The sequence below is a fragment of the Salinibacter sp. 10B genome, assembly GCF_002954405.1.
Taxonomy (GTDB): Bacteria; Bacteroidota; Rhodothermia; order Rhodothermales; family Salinibacteraceae; genus Salinibacter.
In genome coordinates, this window is record NZ_MQWC01000004.1 from 4296646 (window position 1) to 4316401 (window position 19756).

Below are 19756 nucleotides of genomic sequence, written 5' to 3' on the forward strand. Positions count from 1 at the left end.
TGCGCTCCCGATTCGGCCGGGGGTAGCTCTAAACTACCGTCGAAGGACGCAGTTCAACCGAGACTTACGACCCATTCAGGACATGCATGAAGAATCACAGGGACATGGCCGTCTACGCGGATTTGCATACGCACACGACGAGTTCAGATGGAACGCTTTCGCCGGACGCGCTGGTGGCACGGGCGGCCACGCTTGGCATACAGGTTCTGGCTGTGACGGATCATGACACCGTTGAGGGCTTGGCGGAGGCTCGTCGGGTGGCGGAGGCGAAGGGAATCCGTTTCGTGCCCGCTCTTGAGTTGAGTGCCACCGTGGGAGAGGCGGAGGTACACCTGTTGGCGTATGGGATTGACTCGCAGGATGCTGCCCTGCGCACTCACTTGCGAGACATGCAAGCGGCCCGCGAGGAACGAGCATGGGCAATGCTTGAGCGGCTTCGCGAGCAGGGGATGGAGGTGGACGAGCGGCTGCTGAGGCAAAAGATGAGCACGACCAACGCCGTCGGCCGCCCGCACGTGGCCGAGGTGCTGGTAGAAGAAGGGCACGTCGACACGGAGAGAGAGGCCTTTGAGAAGTATCTGGGAAACGACGGGCCCGGATACGTGCCCAAGCCGGACTTTCCTGCGGCCGAGGCCCTGAATGTGATTCACGGGGCTGGAGGGATAGGGGTGCTTGCGCATCCGGGGCATTGGACGCCTCGCGCCCGTTTCCGACAACTGCTGGAGGACGGCCTGGACGGGATTGAGGTCTGGCATCCGTCTCATGACTCGTCTCTCCAGGGCTACTACGAACGACTTGCACGCGGCTATGACGTACAAATGACCGGGGGGTCCGATTTCCACGGGCGAGATGAAACCGACGACCAACAGTTTGGACTGGTCGGAATGAGTAAAAACGAATGGGAACGATTGCGGGATGTACTTGCGTAACAATCCCACTTTTCTCCCCCCTTTGGATGAATCTGTCTCCCATGCCCACGCACGTCGAAGGTGATCTCGTGGCGGGCGACCACCGGTTTGCAGTGGTCGTCGGTCGTTTCAACGAGTTTATTACAGAAGCAATGCTCGACGGCGCCCTTGACACCCTCGACCGGCATGGGGCCGATCTCGACGATGTGACCGTGGTGCACGTCCCCGGTTCGCTGGAAATTCCTGTCGTCGCACAGAAGTGTGCTCGCTCTGGCGACTACGACGCCGTCATCTGTGTGGGAGCCGTCATTCGGGGAGCGACCGACCACTTTGACTACGTGTGCTCCGGTGTCTCCAGCGGGACGATGCAGGCCTCCCTCGACACGGAGGTGCCGGTCATCTTTGGGGTGATCACCACCGATACGATTGAGCAGGCGATTGAGCGGGCCGGTACCAAAGCGGGCAACAAGGGCGGGGACGCCGCAAAGACGGCAATCGAGATGGCGAACGTGATGGACCAACTCTGAGAAGGGAGATTGAGAGGGGTCCACGGAAAGTTCACGGCTTCTGGAGGTGAAGGTCGTTGTAATCATGAAACGTATCCCCTCGAATTCTCGTCTCAAATGACGGATTCAGAAATGACATGGTGGGCGTAGCTCAGTTGGTTAGAGCGCCAGGTTGTGGTCCTGGAGGCCGTGGGTTCAAATCCCACCGCTCACCCCTTTACGTGCTTACCATCGTGCCGCGTTCGTCTAGCCTGGTCTAGGACGCCGGCTTTTCACGCCGGTAACACGGGTTCAAATCCCGTACGCGGTACAGCCTTGGCCTCAGGAAGCTGATTCCTGAGGCCATTTTTTGTGGACAAAGGAGAAACAACGAAGCAGGGCCCACAGAATCTAGAGGCGCTAACAAAAATGGCAAATAGGAGTTGGCAACTCTCCTTCGTCGCTCCTGGACATCTCAGATGTCCAAACTTGATCTAGGCATTCTAGATTGAAAGGGCCTATCCAACGATCGGTGAGCCCTTCACCATTCGGGTGGATGGGCTCTGAGTTAAGCTCAGAGCGACGGTGTATTGTTAGGGGGTCTTAGTCGACGCAGAAGATACATTCAGTAAGCACCTCTGCATTCAAGCTGTTTTCCTCCCATACGCTGCGCGTCTGGCACGAGCTCCGCATGTTCCGTTTGGGGAGCAGGCGTATATACCTCAACTCACCGCTCTCTCGACGATAGCCTTGGCATCGGAGGCAGAGACGAGCCCTCCCAAACGGAGTATAAGTGTGAAGTATTGAAGAAACAGATTCTTAATCGTTCCGTTTTTACACGCAGGTACTTTACCGATAGCTTCTTATCGCCTCTCTTGAGGGGAGGCATACTTTTGGTGGGGGCAGTACCCCTGTTGTCCGTGAACGGAATCCGCAACACGTTGTCCCCGCCATTGGACAGCTCCACAGGACCGACACCCTCGATCATTAACGTCAGGAACGCCCGTTATGGAACTGGCTCCGCTCACCGTTCTGAATCAGCGGTACACCATCAAGCGCTCGCTTGGAGAACCGGGTCCCTTCGATATTACCTATCTGGGACAGAATGTAGACTCGGAGGAAGAATACATTATCCGGGAGTACTTCCCCGTGCATCTCGCTCACCGCGAGGACGAAAAAACCTCCGTGGAGATGAAGGGGGGGGATGAGGAGACTGATCTCTTCGACTCGGGCCTCGAATACTTTCAAAAAGAGTCGGAGGTTCTTGCAGGCCTCGATCACGAAGCACTGCCCGAAGCCTACGATACATTCGAGGCAAATGGCACGTTCTACCGCGTGCGCCCCCATCCCCCCAGCATGTCGCTGGCGAAAGGGCTGCAGGACAAGGGGCAGTTGTCGGAGAAGGCGGCGCTCACCATCATGATGCCCATTCTTGAGGCGCTCCACACGGCGCACGAAAATGGGCTGTACCACGCGGGCGTCTCGCCCCGTACGATTCGTCTGCTGGAAGGGGGAGAAGTGCTGTTGACAGGGTTTCGGGGAGCGTTTTTCCAGCTGGCGCGAGAAACCGGAAAGATGTCGGAGCTGGTCCAACCCGGTACGAGTCCGGTGGAGCAGTACACGCCGCGAGGCCAACAGGGGCCGTGGACGGACGTGTATGCCGCGGCGGCGACCATCTGCCAGATGGTAACGGGAGAAGGCCTTCCGGAATCAACCGATCGTCTGGAGGGCGACGACCCGCTGACGGACCTTGTGCAGGATGCGGACGTGTTTTCTGCGCCCGGCGTGCGCGAGGCGCTCGTCGACGCGCTGGCGGTGGATCCGTCCCAGCGCCTCCAGTCGATTGATGCGCTCGTAAATGCCCTGAAGGAGTCCTCCACCCGCTACGATGAGGAGGAGTCTTCGTACTCCATTATTCCGGTTGAGCCGGACAGCGGCGAAGAAGACCTTGAGGAGGAGGGAGAAGTGGAGGTGCTGTCGACGCGGGCCGAGGACGATCGTCCGGCTCGGAGCGGAGCGGGGACTCGGAGCGGATCGTCCTCCAACAAGACGGCGCTCATGATCGGCATTCCGGCGCTGATTCTCGTCTTAGGGGGAGGAATGTGGTTCATGATGAGCTCCGGTGGCACGTCTGGCGCATCGAGCGGATCCTACGAGGAGTATCGTCGTCGGGCCGATTCCCTCTTTGAGAACCAGAACTACGAGACCGCTGAGTTTCTCTACAATCAGGCCCTCGAAATTAGAGGGGACGACGAGTACGTTCAGCAGCGACTGGAGAAGCTCGAGCAGATTCAGCAGCAGAGCAGCTCGGAGCGATACCAGCAGTATCTTTCGCGCGGCAATACCTTGAAGGCAGAGGCGGACTCTCTACTCCAGGCGGGGGCCCTCAGTGAAGCGGCGAACCGATACTCACGGGCAATGGGGGCGTTCTATTCGGCTCGGGATGCCAATCCGCAGGGGCAGGAGGCACAGCAGCAAATTTCGGCCATTCAGTCCCGTCAGGAAACCATTGCTAAGCGGCAAGCGGGCGGTGGAGAAGGCGGAGGAAACGTAAGCATTAATCAGCTCGCTGAGTTTTTCCGCAAGCGGGGGGACCGGCAGTTGCAGGCCGGAAATCTCCGCGCGGCCCTCGACAAATACGAGCAGGCGCTGGAGTACAAGCCCAACGACGCTCAGTTGAAGAAGGCCATCACGGACTTGGAGCAGCAACTCCAGCAGCAGCAACAGCAGCAGCGGTTCCAGCAACTGTTTAACGAGGGGCAGGAGCACATCCGAGCTCAGGAGTATACGGAAGCGAAATCCGCTTTTCAGAAAGCGGCGGAGGTGAAGCCCGATGATCCGCGTCTCCAAGATGCTATGGCCGAGGCGGACAGCCTGATGAAGGTGAAGCAGCAGCGCACGTCCCAGTACGAGCAGTATCGGGCGAAGGGCGATTCCCTTTACGATACTGGTGCCTTTAAGGAGGCCATTGCGACCTACAAGAAGGCGCTGGAGATTCGATCCGACGACGATTACGTGCAGAGTCGAATCGAACAGGCCAACCGTGAGCTCGAAGAGATGCGTCTCGCGCAGCAGGAGATGCAGGAGCAGGAGGAGAAACGGAAGGAAATCATCGACGAGAATGGCGTCTACAAGGTGGTCGATCAGGAGCCCAAGGTGAAAGGAGGGCTCGCAAGCCTCACGCAGGAGGCCTCCTACCCACAGCAGGCGCGTGAACGAGGACTTGAAGGCCGGGTCTACATTCAGGCGATCGTGAATCCGGATGGATCCGTTCGAAATGCGAAAGTGATTCGGGGGCTCGGCGATGCGCTCGACAACGAAGCCCTGGAGGTTGTCAGGGATGCTGAGTTTACGCCGGGCATGTATGACGGAGAGGCCGTGCCGGCTCGGAAGACGGTCTGGATTCAGTTCCGGATTCAGAACTGACGCCCCCTACACATTTTGGGCTGTGCCCCGCTGTGAGACGATTGCTCTCACAGCGGGGTTTTTTTGTGCCGGGGACCTCAGGAAGCGACTGTCGACTCCTTTGAGAGCACGCCGATGGACACACTGGAACGGAGAAGTCCCCACCATCCGGCTCGAATACCGACGGCTAAGGTGAGGGGCAGGACTGCTGCGTGGAAGTTCTGCGGCCAGAAGGGCCAGCCGAGGGCAAAGAGCAGGCTGGCCCCTGCCGTGACGCCCATGTAGAGGTGGAGGGCACGGCTGGTGGGGCGACGGAGAAGAACCGAAGCAGCGAGGAGATGGGTGGGCCAGGCCCAAAGCAGATTAAGGTTGTTGTCGGTGACAGTATAGGTGGAAATAAACCACAGGTAGCAAATGGTCAGACCGGTGAGACCGACCCCAGCAAACAAGACAGCGTCGCCCCACCGTCGTGGGAGTTGCTGCGTGGCCCCCTGCCAGATTGTCCACCCACCTGTGAGCAATAGAATTCCGGTACTCAGCCACGTGGGCCAGTCCCAGGTCGGCGTCATCCCATCGTAGCCCGACACCCACTGTACCGTGTCGGTCCGAGTCACGAGCGGCCGGCGCTGCCCCTTCGCCGACACATGAGCCTCTTCGAACGCCTGCATCAGGTGCTCTGGGAGAAACATGATCTCACAGGCTGTGGCCGTTCGGTCCGCCGGGAGGCCCAGGGCAAGGTCGAAGCCGAGATCGAGGAGGGGACGGGAGGCAACGTACGGATCCAGCAGTTCACGGAAGGAGCGATTGGGAGAGGAGACGTTCGAAAAATCGACGGTGCTCCCGAGGGTGTCTGTCAGTACGTCTCGGATGCGGGTTGAACAGTTGTCGAAGAAAAAATCGTACTGGTAGTACCGATTGTCCGGGCGGGCATTGATTCGGAGGTACTGGTAGACGGCCGATCGCTGGGCCCGGGTCAGGTTGAGGCGCTGTTCGATGACGGGACGCCCCTGCTGCTCATAAAATCGAAGCATCGGTCCGTACGGCGTGACGCTGAGGTGATATCGCAGGTAGCCGTAGGTAAATTTTGGGATGAACAGCGGGTCGCCGAAATTGAACGTTCCATAGTTATACAGGCGGTCGAGGTTTTGTGCGGGATCCCGTACCCGAAGGGCGCTGTGACCGGCAAAGGTGTAGATGGGGTCGCCGGGCAGGATAGTGATGAGTGAAATCTGCGACTGTTCGGATAAGGGACGGGATTGGCCCGCTGCCGATAGGGAAGACAGGCCGATAAGCAAGCCGAACACTACCGCGAAGAGGACGCGACCGGACGGGGCGGACATGGAGCGAAAATCTGTTGAACACAGCAAGAACGCCTCGAACGGTCGGGGGGGACACGGGTTCGAATGGGTGTCGTATTCAAACACAGAATCACAGATCGACTTGTGGGACGCACTCAACGCGCCGCGTTCGTGCTCGATCGGCTCCGTGAAGACATTGAGCACCCGACGACCGAACTGGAATACGAGACCCCCTACCAGCTTTTGGTGGCCGTCATTTTATCGGCACAGTGTACCGATGAGCGGGTGAATGACGCGACTCCGGCCCTCTTTGAAGCCTATCCGACTGTTGACGATCTCGCGACAGCGTCGCCGGACGAAATCTATCCGTACATTCAGTCCATCACATTTCCAAACAACAAGGCCGGGTACCTGGCAAAGATGGCCCGGCAGGTCGTCGAGAATTTTGAGGGAGAGGTGCCATCCTCGGTAGCAGATTTGCAAACCCTCACGGGGGTTGGGCGAAAGACGGCGCAAGTGGTGGCCAATGTCGCGTTCGACGTGGACGCATTGCCCGTGGATACGCACGTCTTTCGGGTGGCGAATCGAATTGGGCTCGTGAAAGAGGGCGCCGATACGCCGAAAAAGGTGGAGCAGCAACTGAAGCGAGTCATTCCGAAGAGGGACTGGTCCGATGCCCATCACCTCCTCATCCTACACGGTCGCTACACGTGTACGGCCCGCTCTCCAAGCTGTGATGACTGTTCCCTTACGGAGGTTTGCCAGCACTACGATCGTTTGCAAAAGCTTCCGTCGTCCCAAAATGGCCTGGAGGAGGCAAAGGGAACGTTTTACTGCACTACCAGCAATCACTATTTTGACGAGCCGGACACGCACGTGGATCGGCACGACATTGAGCAGGTGGCCTGTCCGCACTGCGGGTCGATGCAGGTGCTCCGAAGTCGGAATGGGACCCCTACGAAGCAAGTGAAAGATTATCGGGTGAATGGATAAGTGTGCCCGCGCAACCATCGACCGGAGCGACATTGCGGATCCGGAGGGTCATCACTTAGCTTACCAGAAGGAGTGGTGCAACAACGCACCGGAACCATCCGCGATTGTGGGCCGGTTTTGGCGCCGGCTTACGGCTCGCCGATCGTAGCGCAACTGGCGACCTCTATCCCCGAGTTATCATTCACACTAATTTCTCTACGCATGGACGCCTCGAAACGACATCTTCTTCTCATCCTCGACGGCTGGGGCATTGCCGACGATCCGTCCGTCAGCGCCATTGAGCAGGCGAATACGCCGTTCGTCGATTCGCTGTTCGACGAGTACCCCCACGCACTCCTGCAGGCCTCCGGTCGGGCAGTGGGTCTGCCGGACGGGCAGATGGGAAACTCGGAAGTTGGGCACACCAATCTCGGGGCCGGACGTGTGGTCTGGCAGGAAATTCTGCGTATTTCCAAAGCCATTGAGGACGGATCGTTTTTTGAAAATGAGGCCCTCGTGAGGGCGGCCCGACAGGCAAAAGAACACGACCAGAAGCTCCACCTGATGGGATGCTTTTCCGACGGTGGAGTGCACAGTCATCTGGAGCATCTGTACGGTCTGTTGGAGTTGGCCCGGCGCGAAGGGCTCGCTCCCGAGCAGGTGTGTGTGCACGCCTTCACCGATGGGCGAGACACGGACCCGCATGGCGGCGTGGACTACGTACGACAGTTTCAAGAGGCAGCTGCGGACGTGGGCGTAGGACGTCTCGTCTCCATCGTGGGGCGGTACTATGCGATGGACCGCGACGAGCGATGGGAGCGCACCGAGAAGGCGTACCGACTCCTGACGGAAGGGGCCGGCGAGGTGTTCGACGATCCGGTGGCGGCTCTGGAGGCCAGCTACGACGCGGACGTGACGGATGAATTTGTGGAGCCACGCCGCATCCGGGGGGAGAAAGAGAATGCCTTCGGTGAGCACGGGACGCGGGTTGAGGACGGGGACGCGGTCATCTTCTTCAATTTTCGGGCCGACCGCGCACGGCAGCTCACTCACGCATTCACGGATCCTCAGTTTCGCGGCTTTGAGCGCGAGCAGCTGTCCCTAGAGTACGTGATGATGACGCCGTACGATGACGCGTTTGATCTCCCGATTGCTTTCGATCGCGTCAATCTGGAGAACACGCTCGGGGAGGTCATCAGTCGGCGCGGGGGGACGCAACTCCGGGTGGCCGAGACGGAGAAGTACGCGCACGTTACTTACTTCTTCAGTGGGGGGCGAGAGGATCCGTTTGAGAACGAGGATCGCATCCTGGTGCAGAGTCCGGATGTGGCGACCTACGACCTACAGCCGGAGATGAGTGCGCCCGAGGTGGCGGACCGGACGGAAGAGGCCCTCGACGAGACTCCGTACAACCTCGTTGTCCTCAACTTTGCGAATCCCGACATGGTGGGGCACACGGGCGACTTCGAAGCAGCGGTGACGGCATGCGAAGCCGTAGATGCGGCTGCTCGTCAGGTAGTAGAGGCGGCTCGGCGCAATGGATACTCGGTAAGCATCATTGCCGATCACGGCAATGCCGACAAACTGAAGAATCCGGACGGGTCCCCGCACACAGCACATACCACGGCGCTTGTCCCGCACATCATTCTGAAGGACGGATTCGACGGGCCCATTCAGGATGGCAAGCTCGGGGATGTGGCCCCGACGATTCTTGCTATGCTCGGAGAAGAGGCGCCAGAGGATATGGATGGAGATGTGCTCGTGCCGGCTCAGGCTCACACTCCTTCCGAATAAATCGACGTGCCCCCTCTGCTCACTGTCATTCCTTTCTCTCGGTAGGAGACGGGGACGCTGGTTGATTTGTCCGTTTTGCGATTGGGAGGCTGTGCTTCAGGGCCGGTGCCGTCACGCGGTCTAGAACAGGGGGCAAGGGACGGAATGAAACGATCCGCCGCCCCATTCTACCAGACGCGCAATCGACTGACGATTCGCGTCGCGGTGCGAGCGGGGGACAGCAACACCGTCCATGTCCACGAAAAGGGGACAACACGTCCCCGCTCCTCACGCCTGCAATTGAACACAGCGTGAGTGTTCAACAGGGGGCACCGGGGCGTTATTTCACGTGCGGCACGTACGGCAGGCGGGCCTGCACGCGTCCGTTCGAGCCCGTGACCCGCTTCAGCACGCGCGAGTGGCGCCATAGCGTTCGTTCGAGCGGCGTAGCGGCCACCGACTGCCAGAGGGTCCTCGCCTGCGTGGCCAGACGCTCGTTGAGGCGCTCAAAGACCGTTTTGGGGCGAGGGAGGATGCGGGTGCGGTAGGGACCTTCTCCCATGCCTGCCGTCGATCCGGCAATTGCGATCGCGTCTTGAAGCCCCCCGGTCGTGTCCACCAGGCCCACCTCTTTCGCATCGCGGCCCGACCATACGCGGCCCTGGGCCACGTCATGCACCGCGGAGGTGTCCATGTCGCGCCCCTCGGCCACTCGCTGGAGGAACGTTTGGTACGTGCTCTCGATGGTGCGGTTAAAGAGTCGGCGCTCCTCCGGGGCCAGAGGCTTGTTTGGCACGAAGAGATCGGCGTAGGGACTCGTGCTGACGCCGTCGAACGTGACGCCGAGCTTGTTCTCAAGAAGTCCCTCTGCGTTCCAAAGTAGACCGAAGACGCCAATGGAGCCGGTCGTGGTCGTCGTGTTGGCGACAATCGTATCCGCTGGGGCTGCCATGTAGTAGCCACCGGAGGCCGCTGTGCCGCCCATTGATACGATCAGCGGCTTTTCCTCAGCCGTTCGCTTCGCGGCGTGCCACATGGCCTCGGAGGCCGCCGCACTTCCGCCCGGGGAGTTGATGCGGAGCACCACCGCCTTCGTAGAGGGGGAGGTGCGGGCCTCGTCCAGTGCTTCAATGAGGGGGGTAGAGCCCAGGGCCTGCTGGCCTGACCCGAAGGGGCTCTGGCCCGGATCCCCGCTTACGATATTGCCCTGTCCGTAGACGATGGCCACGGTGCCCGTTCCGGTGTATGTGACTCCTGTGTTTTCGGTCGGGACCCGACCGTACGTTGAGACCGAGAGTGTGGTAAGGTCGGTGGCCTCGGAGGTCCCCACCGTCTCACGGAGGAGAGAGCGAACCTCGTCTTCATAGCGCAGCCCATCAATCAGGCCTTCCTCGACGGCCACGGAGGCATCGAGCACTGCGTCTTCCTCGGCCAACTGCTGGAGGGCAGTTGAAGAAAGGCCACGCGTCTCCGCGATGGCAGACGTGAACCGGTCGTTTATGGTTGTGAGGAGAGCCTCCATCTGCTCCCGGTTGGGCTCAGAGAGATCCGAGCGCATAAACGACTCGCCGGCACTTTTGTATTTCCCGGCGCGCACGATTTGCGGCTCCACCCCAAGCTTATCGAAGGCATTCTTGAAGAAGGGAAGAATGGTCGCGAAGCCGTTGTACTCAAAAAAGGTTTGAGGACCAACGAACACACTGTCAGCGGCGCTGGCGACGAAGTATCCTTTCTCGCCCATGCCAAACTCCTCCCCGGAGGCGATCACAGGCGTTCCACTCTCGCGAAGCTGAACCACGGCCTCTCGCACCTCCTCCAGGGTCCCCCAGGAGGCCGAGGTGCCCTTCATGCGAAGCCAGACGGCCTCGATGCGATCGTCGGACCGGGCGTTGCGAAGGGCCACCTGCAGATCGCGGAGGTCATACGAGGGGCCCTCGCCAAAGGCCTTCTGGAACGGATCGTCAGACACCCGCTCCGGGATCGGGCCGTCGATGGGGACGGTAAGGACCGAGCCGGGTTGCACCGTCGGGGTCGTGTCGGTAGAAAGAGTGAGGGCAAAGAAAAAGAAGAAGAGGAAGAAAACGACGAGGCCGAAGGCGATCAGCGTGCCGAGGACGCTGGCCGTGAGGGTTGACAGAAAGCGCATAGAGCGAACAGGTGAGCAGTGAGGCCATCGAACGCGCGAGGAGTGCCCCCATCTTTTTGCGCGCGCATCCTACTGTATCGGTGGGGCGGGGGACCGTTTCAGGTGTTCGTTCTGTTTTTGTTACAGGGGGAACGATATCCCAGGCGTCGACCCGTTCTGGGCACGGGGGCACGCCCGAAAGGAAACTTGAAACTGGGGCTTATGTACAGTATCGGAGGCCATGTGCTCTCCTCATCAGTGGAATACTTGGTTTACGTTCGGGAATGACGGTCCAATGTGGCGGCACGTCCTTTGCGGCGTGTAGACATGACCGTCGGCGGTTGTGCCCGAGCGGAGCAATCGAGGAGAGAGGCCTGTCGCGCGTACTTCCCTGTATAATGCCGTGAACGACGACGTGAACACGAGTACTGTGGACGCTGAGGATCAGACCGATGGTCGGCCGTCCTTAAACGACCGTGAGCGCAACATCCTGCGTCTCGTCGTGGAAGAGTTTGTGGATTCGGCGGGCCCGGTCGGGTCACGGTCGATTGCCAAGGAGAGTTCGATTGACCTCAGCGCGGCCTCCATCCGAAACACAATGGCGGATCTGGAGGACATGGGCTACCTGGATCATCCGTACACCTCGGCCGGACGGGTGCCTACGCGCCTGGGGTATCGGACGTTTGTTGACGAGCTTATGGATACGCCTGAGCTCACTGAGGTCGAGCGGGAGATGCTCAAGATGCGTCTCGCAAGTCTCGTGAAGGATACCGATGAGCTCCTGCGGGAGAGCACTCGTCTGTTGAGCAAGCTATCCAATTTGCTCGGCATTGCACTGAGCCCGCGCCTGTCCACGGGGGTGCTCGATCGGCTCGACATTGTCCCGCTGTCCGGAGACCGCCTCATGTTCGTTATGAGTGTGCGGGGCGGCATCGTAAAGACCATCGTCCTGGAATTTGAGTCCGACTTCGGGCGCACCGAGATTGATCGCGTCGTGTCGCTACTCAATGAGCGCCTTGCCGGCCTCACGCTTCAAGAAATCCGGGAGACGCACGAGGAGCGCATCAAAGACCTTCGAGACCAGACCGGACTCATTGAGCTGATCGTTGAGGAGTCGGCCGTTCTGTTCAGTGAACCGGAGGAAGGGCGTCTTGAGTTCAAGGGAACGGAGAACATTCTCACACAGCCTGAATTCCAGGAGCCGGACGACGTACGGCGGCTGATTCAAATCATTGAGGATGAGGATCGTGTCGTACAGGTGCTGGAAGATCTTTTCGAGTCCGACCCGAACGCTATGGGACAGGTCACCATCCGCATCGGAGGAAAGTCCGACGAAGAGGAAATGGATGCCTACTCGATCGTGACCTCTCCGTACCGAATCGGCGGCACGGTGGGCACCCTCGGGGTGATTGGGCCTACGCGCATGGATTATCCGCGGGCTGTGGCCCTCGTCGAAAATGCCGCTCACGTCATCAACCGCTCGGGGAAAGAGGACCCCGACGCGCCTTCGAATGCATCGTAGGGCGTCCTCGGGTGTCGAGTCCCCGCGGTCGTCTCTGGTGTCCGCGATCCCTTTCGTTTGTTTCTTCTACTGTCGCAGAGCCCCAACCCTGATTGTGAGTACAGACCAGACCAACGGTCGACAGACCTCGAACGACCCCTCCGCCGACGACGTGCAGTCCTCAGACGCATCGGAGGAGCTGGAGGAGCCCGATGCCAATGACGACCTCTCCGAATCCGAGCAGAAAATCCGAGAGCTTACCCAAAAGGTGGAGAGCCTAGAGGAGGAGCGGGATGAACTCAATGATCGGGTGCTCCGCAAGGCCGCCGAGTTTGAAAACTACCGGCGCCGAATGGACCGGGAGAAGAAGCGGCGGCACCAGGCGGGCATGCTCGAGGTGATTGAGCCGGTTCTGGAGGTACTTGATGATTTTGAGCGTTCGATCGATGCGGCCGAGGAGCTTCAGGAAAACCAGGACCCGGAAGCGGCCTACGATTCGCTGAAGGGCGGGGTCGAAATGGTCTTTCGTAAATTTCGCGATACCCTGGAAAACCTGGGCGTGGAGCCCATTGAAGCGGAGGGTAAGCCCTTTGACGAGGAGCTCCACGAAGCCATGATGCGACAGCCGTCCGACGAGGAAGCGCCCGGGACGGTGCTTCAAGAGATCCGCAAGGGGTATCGGATGGACGATCGCGTCATCCGACACAGCCGCGTCGTGGTGGCGACGGAGCCGGCGGAGGACGAGGCTGGAGACGACGCGTAGCATTCATCTACACGGGGGGCGACACGCTTCTTTTCTGAATTGTAGAAGTTTGACAACATGCCGAGTGACTATTACGACGTTCTGGGAGTCGATTCGGACGCCTCGCAGGACGAGATCAAGAAGGCGTATCGAAAAAAGGCGATGGAGTACCACCCGGATCGTAATCCGGACGATCCGGAAGCGGAGCAGAAGTTCAAGGAGGCCTCGGAGGCGTACGACGTCCTCTCGGACCCCGAGACACGCCAGCGGTACGACCGCTACGGCGAGGCCGGGCTTGGGCAGGATGGCGCGGGCGGCCGCGGGGCTGGACGCGGCTTCCACGACATCGAAGACATTTTCAGTGCCTTCGACGACATTTTTGGGGGCGGGGGCGGTCGTCGGTCGCGTCGCCAGCGGGGACGACCGGGGAGTGACCTGCGGGTGACCCTTCCGCTTACGCTTGAGGAGATTGCGGAGGGCACCGAGAAAAACATCAAGGTCCGGAAGTTCCTGTCGTGTGACACCTGCGAGGGGACGGGCGCCGAAGGCGGCATGGAAGGCGAAAACTACGTGATGTGCTCGAAGTGCGACGGCACGGGCGAGGTGCGCCAAGTGTCGCGATCGGTCTTCGGTCAGTTTGTCAATGTGCAGGCGTGTCCGCAGTGCAACGGAGAGGGACGCATCATCGAGAATCCCTGTGATGACTGCGGCGGCGAGGGTCGGATCGAAGGAGAAGAGACGATCTCTGTGACGGTCCCCGCGGGCGTCATGGAAGGCAACTACCTCACGATCTCCGACGCCGGGAATGCGGGCATTCGGGGTGGGGTGCCGGGCGACCTGCGAATCGAGATTGAGGAGGAGCCGCACGAACACTTCGTGCGCGACGGCCTCGACATCTATCACGACGTGTATCTTTCCTTCCCCGAAGCCGCCATGGGAACCGAGGTCGAGGTTCCCACCCTAAAGGGACGAGCCCGACTGGAGGTGGAGCCGGGCACGCAGGCCGGCAAAATCCTTCGGATGCGCAACCGTGGCATTCCGGACCTGGAAGGGAGTGGGAAGGGCGATCAGATGATTCGGATTCACGTGTGGACGCCGCAGGAGCTCTCCGATAGCGAGCAGGAGATGATGGAGCAGTTGCAGCACCACGACAATTTCCAGCCACAGCCGGAGGAACGCCCCCACGAGAAGTCCTTCTTCCGTCGCGTGTCCGACGTGTTCTCGTAACGTCATTGATTGGTCCTGAACGGGGCGGTAGGTCGCACGTACGGCGTACACGAGGGGCCGTCGCTACTGACGGACGGCTCCCGTGTCGTTGTTTGCTGTGCGTCCCGTCCCATCAAGTTTGCGGAGTTTCATGCCTGATCCCGTTGAGGGAAGTGTCTTTCGGACCGTCATGCGCCGGGTGCCCTCTCCCGTCGTGGTCATCACGGCGAAAGGGGAGGACGACGCGCGAGGCATCACCATCGGCTCATTCACGAGTGTGGCTCTCGATCCGCCCCTCGTGAGCTTCAACGTGGGAACGCAGTCGCGGATGTACGATGTGATGGAGACCTGCTCTCGGTTTGCCGTCCACGTTCTGTCGGAAGAGCAGGTGCACCTGGCCAAGCGCTTTGCGGTGCCCGGCCTCACTGCCCGTGAGCAATTTGAAGGGGTTCCTCACTCGCACGATGAGTACGGCACGCCTATCCTCGAAGGCGTGACGGCCCGAATGCACTGCACACGCCACGATTCCATGCCGGCCGGCGATCACGTCCTGTACGTCGGCCTCGTCGTGGATGTGGATGATCGGCCCGATCGGGGCGCGGTCCTCTACTACCACAGCGGCTACCGGGGGGTCGGTAGTGAACTGCCGTCCACCGAGTTGTCGCCAGTAAATCGCGTGTCGAGCGACTCGTCCTGAGCCCCCACGCCGAAAAACGCAAAGTCGTATCGGGCCGGGTCGTTCGGAGAAAATTCGCGGCAGATGGCGGTGAGGCGCCGGACGGCTTTCCAGTCGTTCGTCTTGCGAGAGAGCAGCCCCAAGGCGCGCGCCTGACGCCCCACGTGTACGTCCACCGGCAGCATCAGATCGGCCGGTTGTAAGCAGGTCCAGTGTCCGAAGTCCACCGGTCCGGGCCGCACCATCCAGCGGAGGTACATGTTGAGTCGCTTGCAGGCGCTGCCCGTCTCGGGGCGTGCCAGGTGCTTTCGAAGGCGCTGGGGCGTCTCGTCGTCAATCGTGAGCAGTGTTGTACTCACCCCCTGCAGCATGGAGCGGACGGGGGAGCCGTTCGGATCCTCAGGCTTGTGAGCGTCAAAGAGCGACTCGACCGAGCCGTACTGCTCCAATGCTGTGCTCAAATTCTTCGTCAGCCAGATCGCGTCGATGGGCTGAAAGGTTCGATGCACGAAGTCGTCGAGTGCACCGGCGTCGCGGGCCGGGACAAACGTGCGCACGAAGCGGTGCGGGGCATGGTCCATCCGCTCGCATAACTCCGTCAGCTTGCGCAGCATCACGTCGCGCCGCCCCCACGCCAGGAGCGCCGCGTAGAGCCCAATCACCTCTTGGTCGCGCGGGTCGTCGAACGCGTGGGGAATCGAGATCGGATCGTCCTCGATGAAGGCCGGCGTCTCGTGGCGGTCGACGAGGCGATCAAGGTATTCATTCAGGTCGTGTAGGGATGCCACAACGGACTAGAAGCGGTAAATCAGAAGAATTAGAAAGCAGAGGGGACTGACTGGGAGTTTCAACCCGGACATCTGAAGATCATCCCAAGAGAGGAAAGAGTCAGGAAGCTTTTCTTTCTGTGTAAATGAGTTAGGGTAGACTACCTACGCAGTGTCATACTGTTGGGTAGACTGATGGGGACCACGAGACACAGTGTTTGAGGGTTCAGAAGAGGAGTCAAGTTGAGTCGATTAGAAGAGACACTGAGCAGAGGCAGAGGCCATTCTGCGTAGTTTTGCGCAGTCTTACTATATCTCTTCGGGCAGTGGTTGACTTGTGTTCTGTACCCAATTTATAACCCCTGTATTTCTTGAGAGACGACTTTGATATCCTCTCACAAGAATTAGTTGTGCTCCCGTGTATGCCTAACAGGTACCCCACCTTCAGGGGAGAAATAATGAAGAAGAAGACCGTGAAGAGTCTGGTTAGAGCTATGCGGCCAGTCTTATGGTTCAAATCTTCCCTTAGGGGAGGTAGAAATGAAATGCGGTATCTTTTACAGATCTTGAGAGAGTGTCGGAAACTCCACTCTATGAGTCCGATACGCATCTCTACGTACTTTGAGAGTGTGAAATACGGAGAAGTACGTAAGGTGGTACCATCCTTGTCCCAGCACTGCACTGCATATCTCCTATAGATTGCCTCCGGTGTTCACGGAGCGAAGAAGAACACGTTCGATGATGAGTTTAGAGATATCCCAATTCCCCTTCATATCTCGTAGAAACTACGCCATGCGAATTCAGCCTCAGCTGCTTCGATTCCTGACAGCGGTAGGGCTTCTGGTTAGCCTTATGGCTTTTTCAGGGACGTCCACCGTGCACGCCCAGAGCTGCGATATATACGTCGACGTAAATGCCAGTGGAGGAGGGAATGGTTCTCAAGGCAGTCCTTATGATGACCTTCAGACGGGACTGACGAACGCAGGAAATGGACAGACGGTATGTGTCGCGGAGGGGACCTATACTACCTCGGGGAGTTCGTTTGATCCTGCAGGGGCGGGAGGCCTTCGTGGGGGGTACAACTCAGGGTTTACCTCTCGCGATGTCGGAAATTATCCTACTATCCTTGATGCAGGCGGAAATAATCGGGTCTTGACTGCAACGACCAATGAGACCATCATTGATGGCTTTAAGGTCCAGAATGGGGATGCGAATGTTGGGGGCGGGATTGCAGCAAATGTTGACTTGACTCTCAGGAATCTCATTGTTTCTGGAAATCAAGCTGAGGACGGGGGGGGTGTCTACACGACCGGAGGAGGTACGACTGTGGTTGAAAATGTGGTGGTGCGAGGGAATTCCGCGTCTTCGGATGGGGGAGGGCTCTACCTTAATGGGTCCACAGTTCTTCAGATGACTAACGCTACGATCAGTGGGAATAGTGCCGACGGAAATGGAGGGGGAGTCTATTTTAGTTCAGACGGCGTGTCCGACCAAATCGAGAACTCTATCATTTGGGCCAATCAAGCAGCGTCTGCCGGGGGACAGATACGGGTTCAGCGTGGTATTTTTGGGATTATATTCCGTAATGTCGTTGTTAGCTACTCCAATTTACAAGGGGCAGGTGGAAGCGGGGCCTGGGGAAAGAGCTCCTTACAGGATGGGGGAGGGAATATTGATAGTAACCCGTTTTTTGACGGTCCAGTGAATGCCTCATCTGCACCTACTTTGAGCGGTGATCTCCATCTTTTGTCCGGTTCTCCTGCTATAAATACAGCCGATGGATCCTTGATTAGCCTCAGCCAGGACGTTGAAGGGGATTCGAGATCGCAAGAGGGAGAGGTGGATATGGGGGCGTACGAAGGAGCGGTTACTCCCCCCTCACCTACGGTTCTTTATGTAGATGCCAGCAGTGGCAGCGACAGCAACAACGGATCATCTTGGGGGGACGCGTTCGAGACATTGCAGACGGCGCTCAAAGAGGCATCCCCTAATACCGAAATATGGGTGGCCGAAGGGGTCTACTATCCAGACGAAGGACAGGGCACCTCAAACGACGATCCATCCTCTTCCTTCGTTCTGGCTAACCGGGTGAGTATATATGGCGGATTTGCTGGTAACGAAGTGCAGCGATCGCAACGCGCTCCTGACGAGAATCTCGTCGTTTTGAGTGGAGACCTCTCCCAAAATGACAACTCCAATGACGACGAGGTAGTTACATCCCCTTCTCAGATTAGTGGACCGAACGCCCGACACGTCCTCACGGCTAGTGGGGTATCCTCACGTTCCGTCGTTTCGGGGGTAACGATCACCGGGGGGCTAGCGAACGGAAGTGGAAGCGCTCAGGATGGGGGAGGGATTTATGCGGATCAGGGCGCACCGACACTTCGAAATGTCCGACTTTCTGGGAATGAGGCACTGCGTAACGGCGGAGGGGTTGCGAGTGTAAACGGTGGAGGCCCCACGATGCGCTACGTTGAGCTTGTATCAAATAGAGCAGTTCAGGATGGAGGGGGGCTGTATCTTAACGGCAGCGGCGTTCGAATGACATATACAGTATTTCGATCGAATGTAGCCGAGCGGAACGGAGGAGGGCTCTACAACACTGACGCGAATGTTCGTCTTACGAACGCGACACTCGAAGGAAACGAGGCCTTCAATAACGGGGGAGGGGTATATACGCGTGATGCTCAGAGTGCGGTCTTAACGAATGTGCTCTTTATTGGGAATCGAGCCGAAAGTGGTGGAGGGTACTGGGATACCGCACCTTCGGTACTAGGCTTCGGGCGCACGGAAACGACGATTGGGACCTCTACATTCAGCGCCAACTGTGCTACGAGCAGTGGGGGAGCCATTCTTGCGCAGGTGCAGGGATTCGACATTCGAAATTCGATTCTCTGGGGAAACGAAGGAACCGGTTGCGGCGGATCGGTGGTCAACGACGTGACGAATCTTGTCGGCAACCTTTCGAACAGTATCGTCGAAGGAGGACTGAGTGGGGCGATCGGGGATAACCCACAGTATATCGATCCACCAACTCTTGCGAGCAATGGGCCGACCACGGATGGCAATGTTCAAATCCAGCCCACATCTCCGGCAGTGAATGCGGCCGATGGGTCGGCTCGCCCCCAAGATGTCGCAGATGTGGATGAAGACGGAAATACGTCTGAGGTGCTACCGCTTGACCGGGCCGGTAGCTCACGCGTGAGAGATGGGCAGATGGATATCGGAGCTCTGGAGGGGAGCTCGTTGGACCTGGTCGTGACGGGAACGCCAGGAACCAATGGCTCGGATGCGGGCTGGAGAGACATGGGAGTGCCGGTTACGGGATCGAGCGGGGCTATTACCGTTGCCGACGTGGAGCGAGGGACAGGGACGGGCCTGGAGAATCTTTCGAAGTGGGGAGTGTGGCGAGACGTGAACGATTCCTGGAAGCGTCTTGACAAGGACAGTCCGCTTCCGGCGGGGCGCGGATTTACGGTGTACCTTTTCGACAAGCGGGAGTCGACGATTGACCCGAGCATCACGTTTGAGACGACCCAGGGATCCATCATTGGGGATCAGGACGTGACGGTGGGAGACGGGAGCCCGACGGGGGATGGGGAGCTTGCGCAGGATGCTCAGTTCCACTTTCTCGCAAACCCCTACGCTGTCCCCTACAATCTGAATGTTTTAAATAGTGTGCCGAATTTTTCGGACTTCCAGGCTCTCGTCCAGATTTGGGATGTGGAGGACGGATACCAGACCATTAATATGAACCCATCGGCTAAGACAGGGATTTCGTCGTGGCAGGCGTTTTACGTTGAGCGATTTAACGTGGGGTCGGGGGCGACGCAGTTGACGTTTCCGAGCAGTGGTCGTTTGCCGGCGGCGTCGAACACGAACTCATTTTTTGGGGAGA

The 19756-nt window shown here is 58.9% G+C and carries 13 protein-coding genes, 2 tRNA genes and 1 pseudogene; 13 read left to right on the forward strand and 3 right to left on the reverse strand.

The genetic code is table 11. The features are described from left to right. The first annotated feature begins 86 nt into the window (after window positions 1-86). The 5 genes from BSZ35_RS17545 (at window position 87) to BSZ35_RS17565 (ending at window position 4819) form a co-directional block, all read left to right on the forward strand. On the forward strand, window positions 87-929 hold the full coding sequence (locus BSZ35_RS17545) for a PHP domain-containing protein (RefSeq protein WP_105013653.1): 843 nt from the start codon (window positions 87-89) through the stop codon (window positions 927-929). A gap of 41 nt (window positions 930-970) precedes the next feature. Further along, window positions 971-1435 carry a 6,7-dimethyl-8-ribityllumazine synthase gene (ribE, locus tag BSZ35_RS17550; protein WP_105013920.1) on the forward strand — a complete coding sequence of 155 codons (465 nt, stop codon included), beginning with the start codon at window positions 971-973 and terminating at the stop codon, window positions 1433-1435. Between the two features lie 119 nt (window positions 1436-1554). After that, window positions 1555-1628: transfer RNA gene (locus tag BSZ35_RS17555), tRNA-His, on the forward strand. Between the two features lie 21 nt (window positions 1629-1649). Then, window positions 1650-1724, forward strand: a tRNA-Glu gene (locus tag BSZ35_RS17560). Between the two features lie 677 nt (window positions 1725-2401). Then, window positions 2402-4819 (forward strand): TonB family protein, encoded by a 2418-nt coding sequence (locus BSZ35_RS17565; protein WP_105013654.1) that lies wholly within the window; start codon window positions 2402-2404, stop codon window positions 4817-4819. Window positions 4820-4896: 77 nt separating this feature from the next. Here BSZ35_RS17565 and BSZ35_RS17570 read toward each other — a convergent pair whose 3' ends face one another. Further along, window positions 4897-6138, reverse strand: coding sequence for a DUF4105 domain-containing protein (locus BSZ35_RS17570; protein ID WP_105013655.1), 1242 nt, complete (start codon window positions 6136-6138; stop codon window positions 4897-4899). A gap of 102 nt (window positions 6139-6240) precedes the next feature. Between BSZ35_RS17570 and nth the strand changes: the two genes are divergently transcribed. The 3 genes from nth to gpmI are packed head-to-tail and all read left to right on the forward strand — an operon-like array spanning window position 6241 to window position 8862. Beyond that, entirely contained in the window at window positions 6241-7089 is an 849-nt protein-coding gene (gene nth / locus BSZ35_RS17575) for an endonuclease III (protein ID WP_258096769.1), read from the forward strand. Next, entirely contained in the window at window positions 7082-7237 is a 156-nt protein-coding gene (locus tag BSZ35_RS19620; protein WP_181149394.1) for a hypothetical protein, read from the forward strand. The genes nth and BSZ35_RS19620 overlap by 8 nt, the downstream gene beginning before the upstream one ends. Window positions 7238-7290: 53 nt before the next feature. Then, the gene (gene gpmI / locus BSZ35_RS17580; protein ID WP_105013657.1) at window positions 7291-8862 is read left to right on the forward strand and encodes a 2,3-bisphosphoglycerate-independent phosphoglycerate mutase; all 1572 of its coding nucleotides are present in this window, start codon (window positions 7291-7293) and stop codon (window positions 8860-8862) included. 319 nt (window positions 8863-9181) lie between these two features. On the opposite strand, the gene sppA is transcribed toward gpmI, so the two are convergent. After that, window positions 9182-10987 (reverse strand): signal peptide peptidase SppA, encoded by a 1806-nt coding sequence (gene sppA, locus BSZ35_RS17585; RefSeq protein ID WP_105013658.1) that lies wholly within the window; start codon window positions 10985-10987, stop codon window positions 9182-9184. Window positions 10988-11369: 382 nt separating this feature from the next. On the opposite strand from sppA, the gene hrcA reads away from it, so the two are divergent. The 4 genes from hrcA to BSZ35_RS17605 all read left to right on the forward strand — a co-directional run bounded on the left by hrcA (window position 11370) and on the right by BSZ35_RS17605 (window position 15112). After that, on the forward strand, window positions 11370-12488 hold the full coding sequence (hrcA, locus tag BSZ35_RS17590; protein WP_258096770.1) for a heat-inducible transcriptional repressor HrcA: 1119 nt from the start codon (window positions 11370-11372) through the stop codon (window positions 12486-12488). A 94-nt stretch (window positions 12489-12582) separates the two neighbouring features. Further along, a complete protein-coding gene (locus tag BSZ35_RS17595) occupies window positions 12583-13230 on the forward strand; it encodes a nucleotide exchange factor GrpE (protein ID WP_258096771.1) in 648 nt (215 codons plus the stop codon). 57 nt (window positions 13231-13287) lie between these two features. Then, the gene (gene dnaJ / locus BSZ35_RS17600; RefSeq protein WP_105013661.1) at window positions 13288-14436 is read left to right on the forward strand and encodes a molecular chaperone DnaJ; all 1149 of its coding nucleotides are present in this window, start codon (window positions 13288-13290) and stop codon (window positions 14434-14436) included. Between the two features lie 130 nt (window positions 14437-14566). Beyond that, the gene (locus BSZ35_RS17605) at window positions 14567-15112 is read left to right on the forward strand and encodes a flavin reductase family protein (RefSeq protein WP_105013662.1); all 546 of its coding nucleotides are present in this window, start codon (window positions 14567-14569) and stop codon (window positions 15110-15112) included. On the opposite strand, the gene BSZ35_RS17610 is transcribed toward BSZ35_RS17605, so the two are convergent. Continuing rightward, entirely contained in the window at window positions 15037-15879 is an 843-nt protein-coding gene (locus tag BSZ35_RS17610; protein WP_105013663.1) for a TIGR02757 family protein, read from the reverse strand. The genes BSZ35_RS17605 and BSZ35_RS17610 overlap by 76 nt on opposite strands. A 1764-nt stretch (window positions 15880-17643) precedes the next feature. Here BSZ35_RS17610 and BSZ35_RS19330 point away from each other — a divergent pair. Continuing rightward, window positions 17644-19756: pseudogene (locus BSZ35_RS19330) on the forward strand (hypothetical protein); the annotation flags it as partial.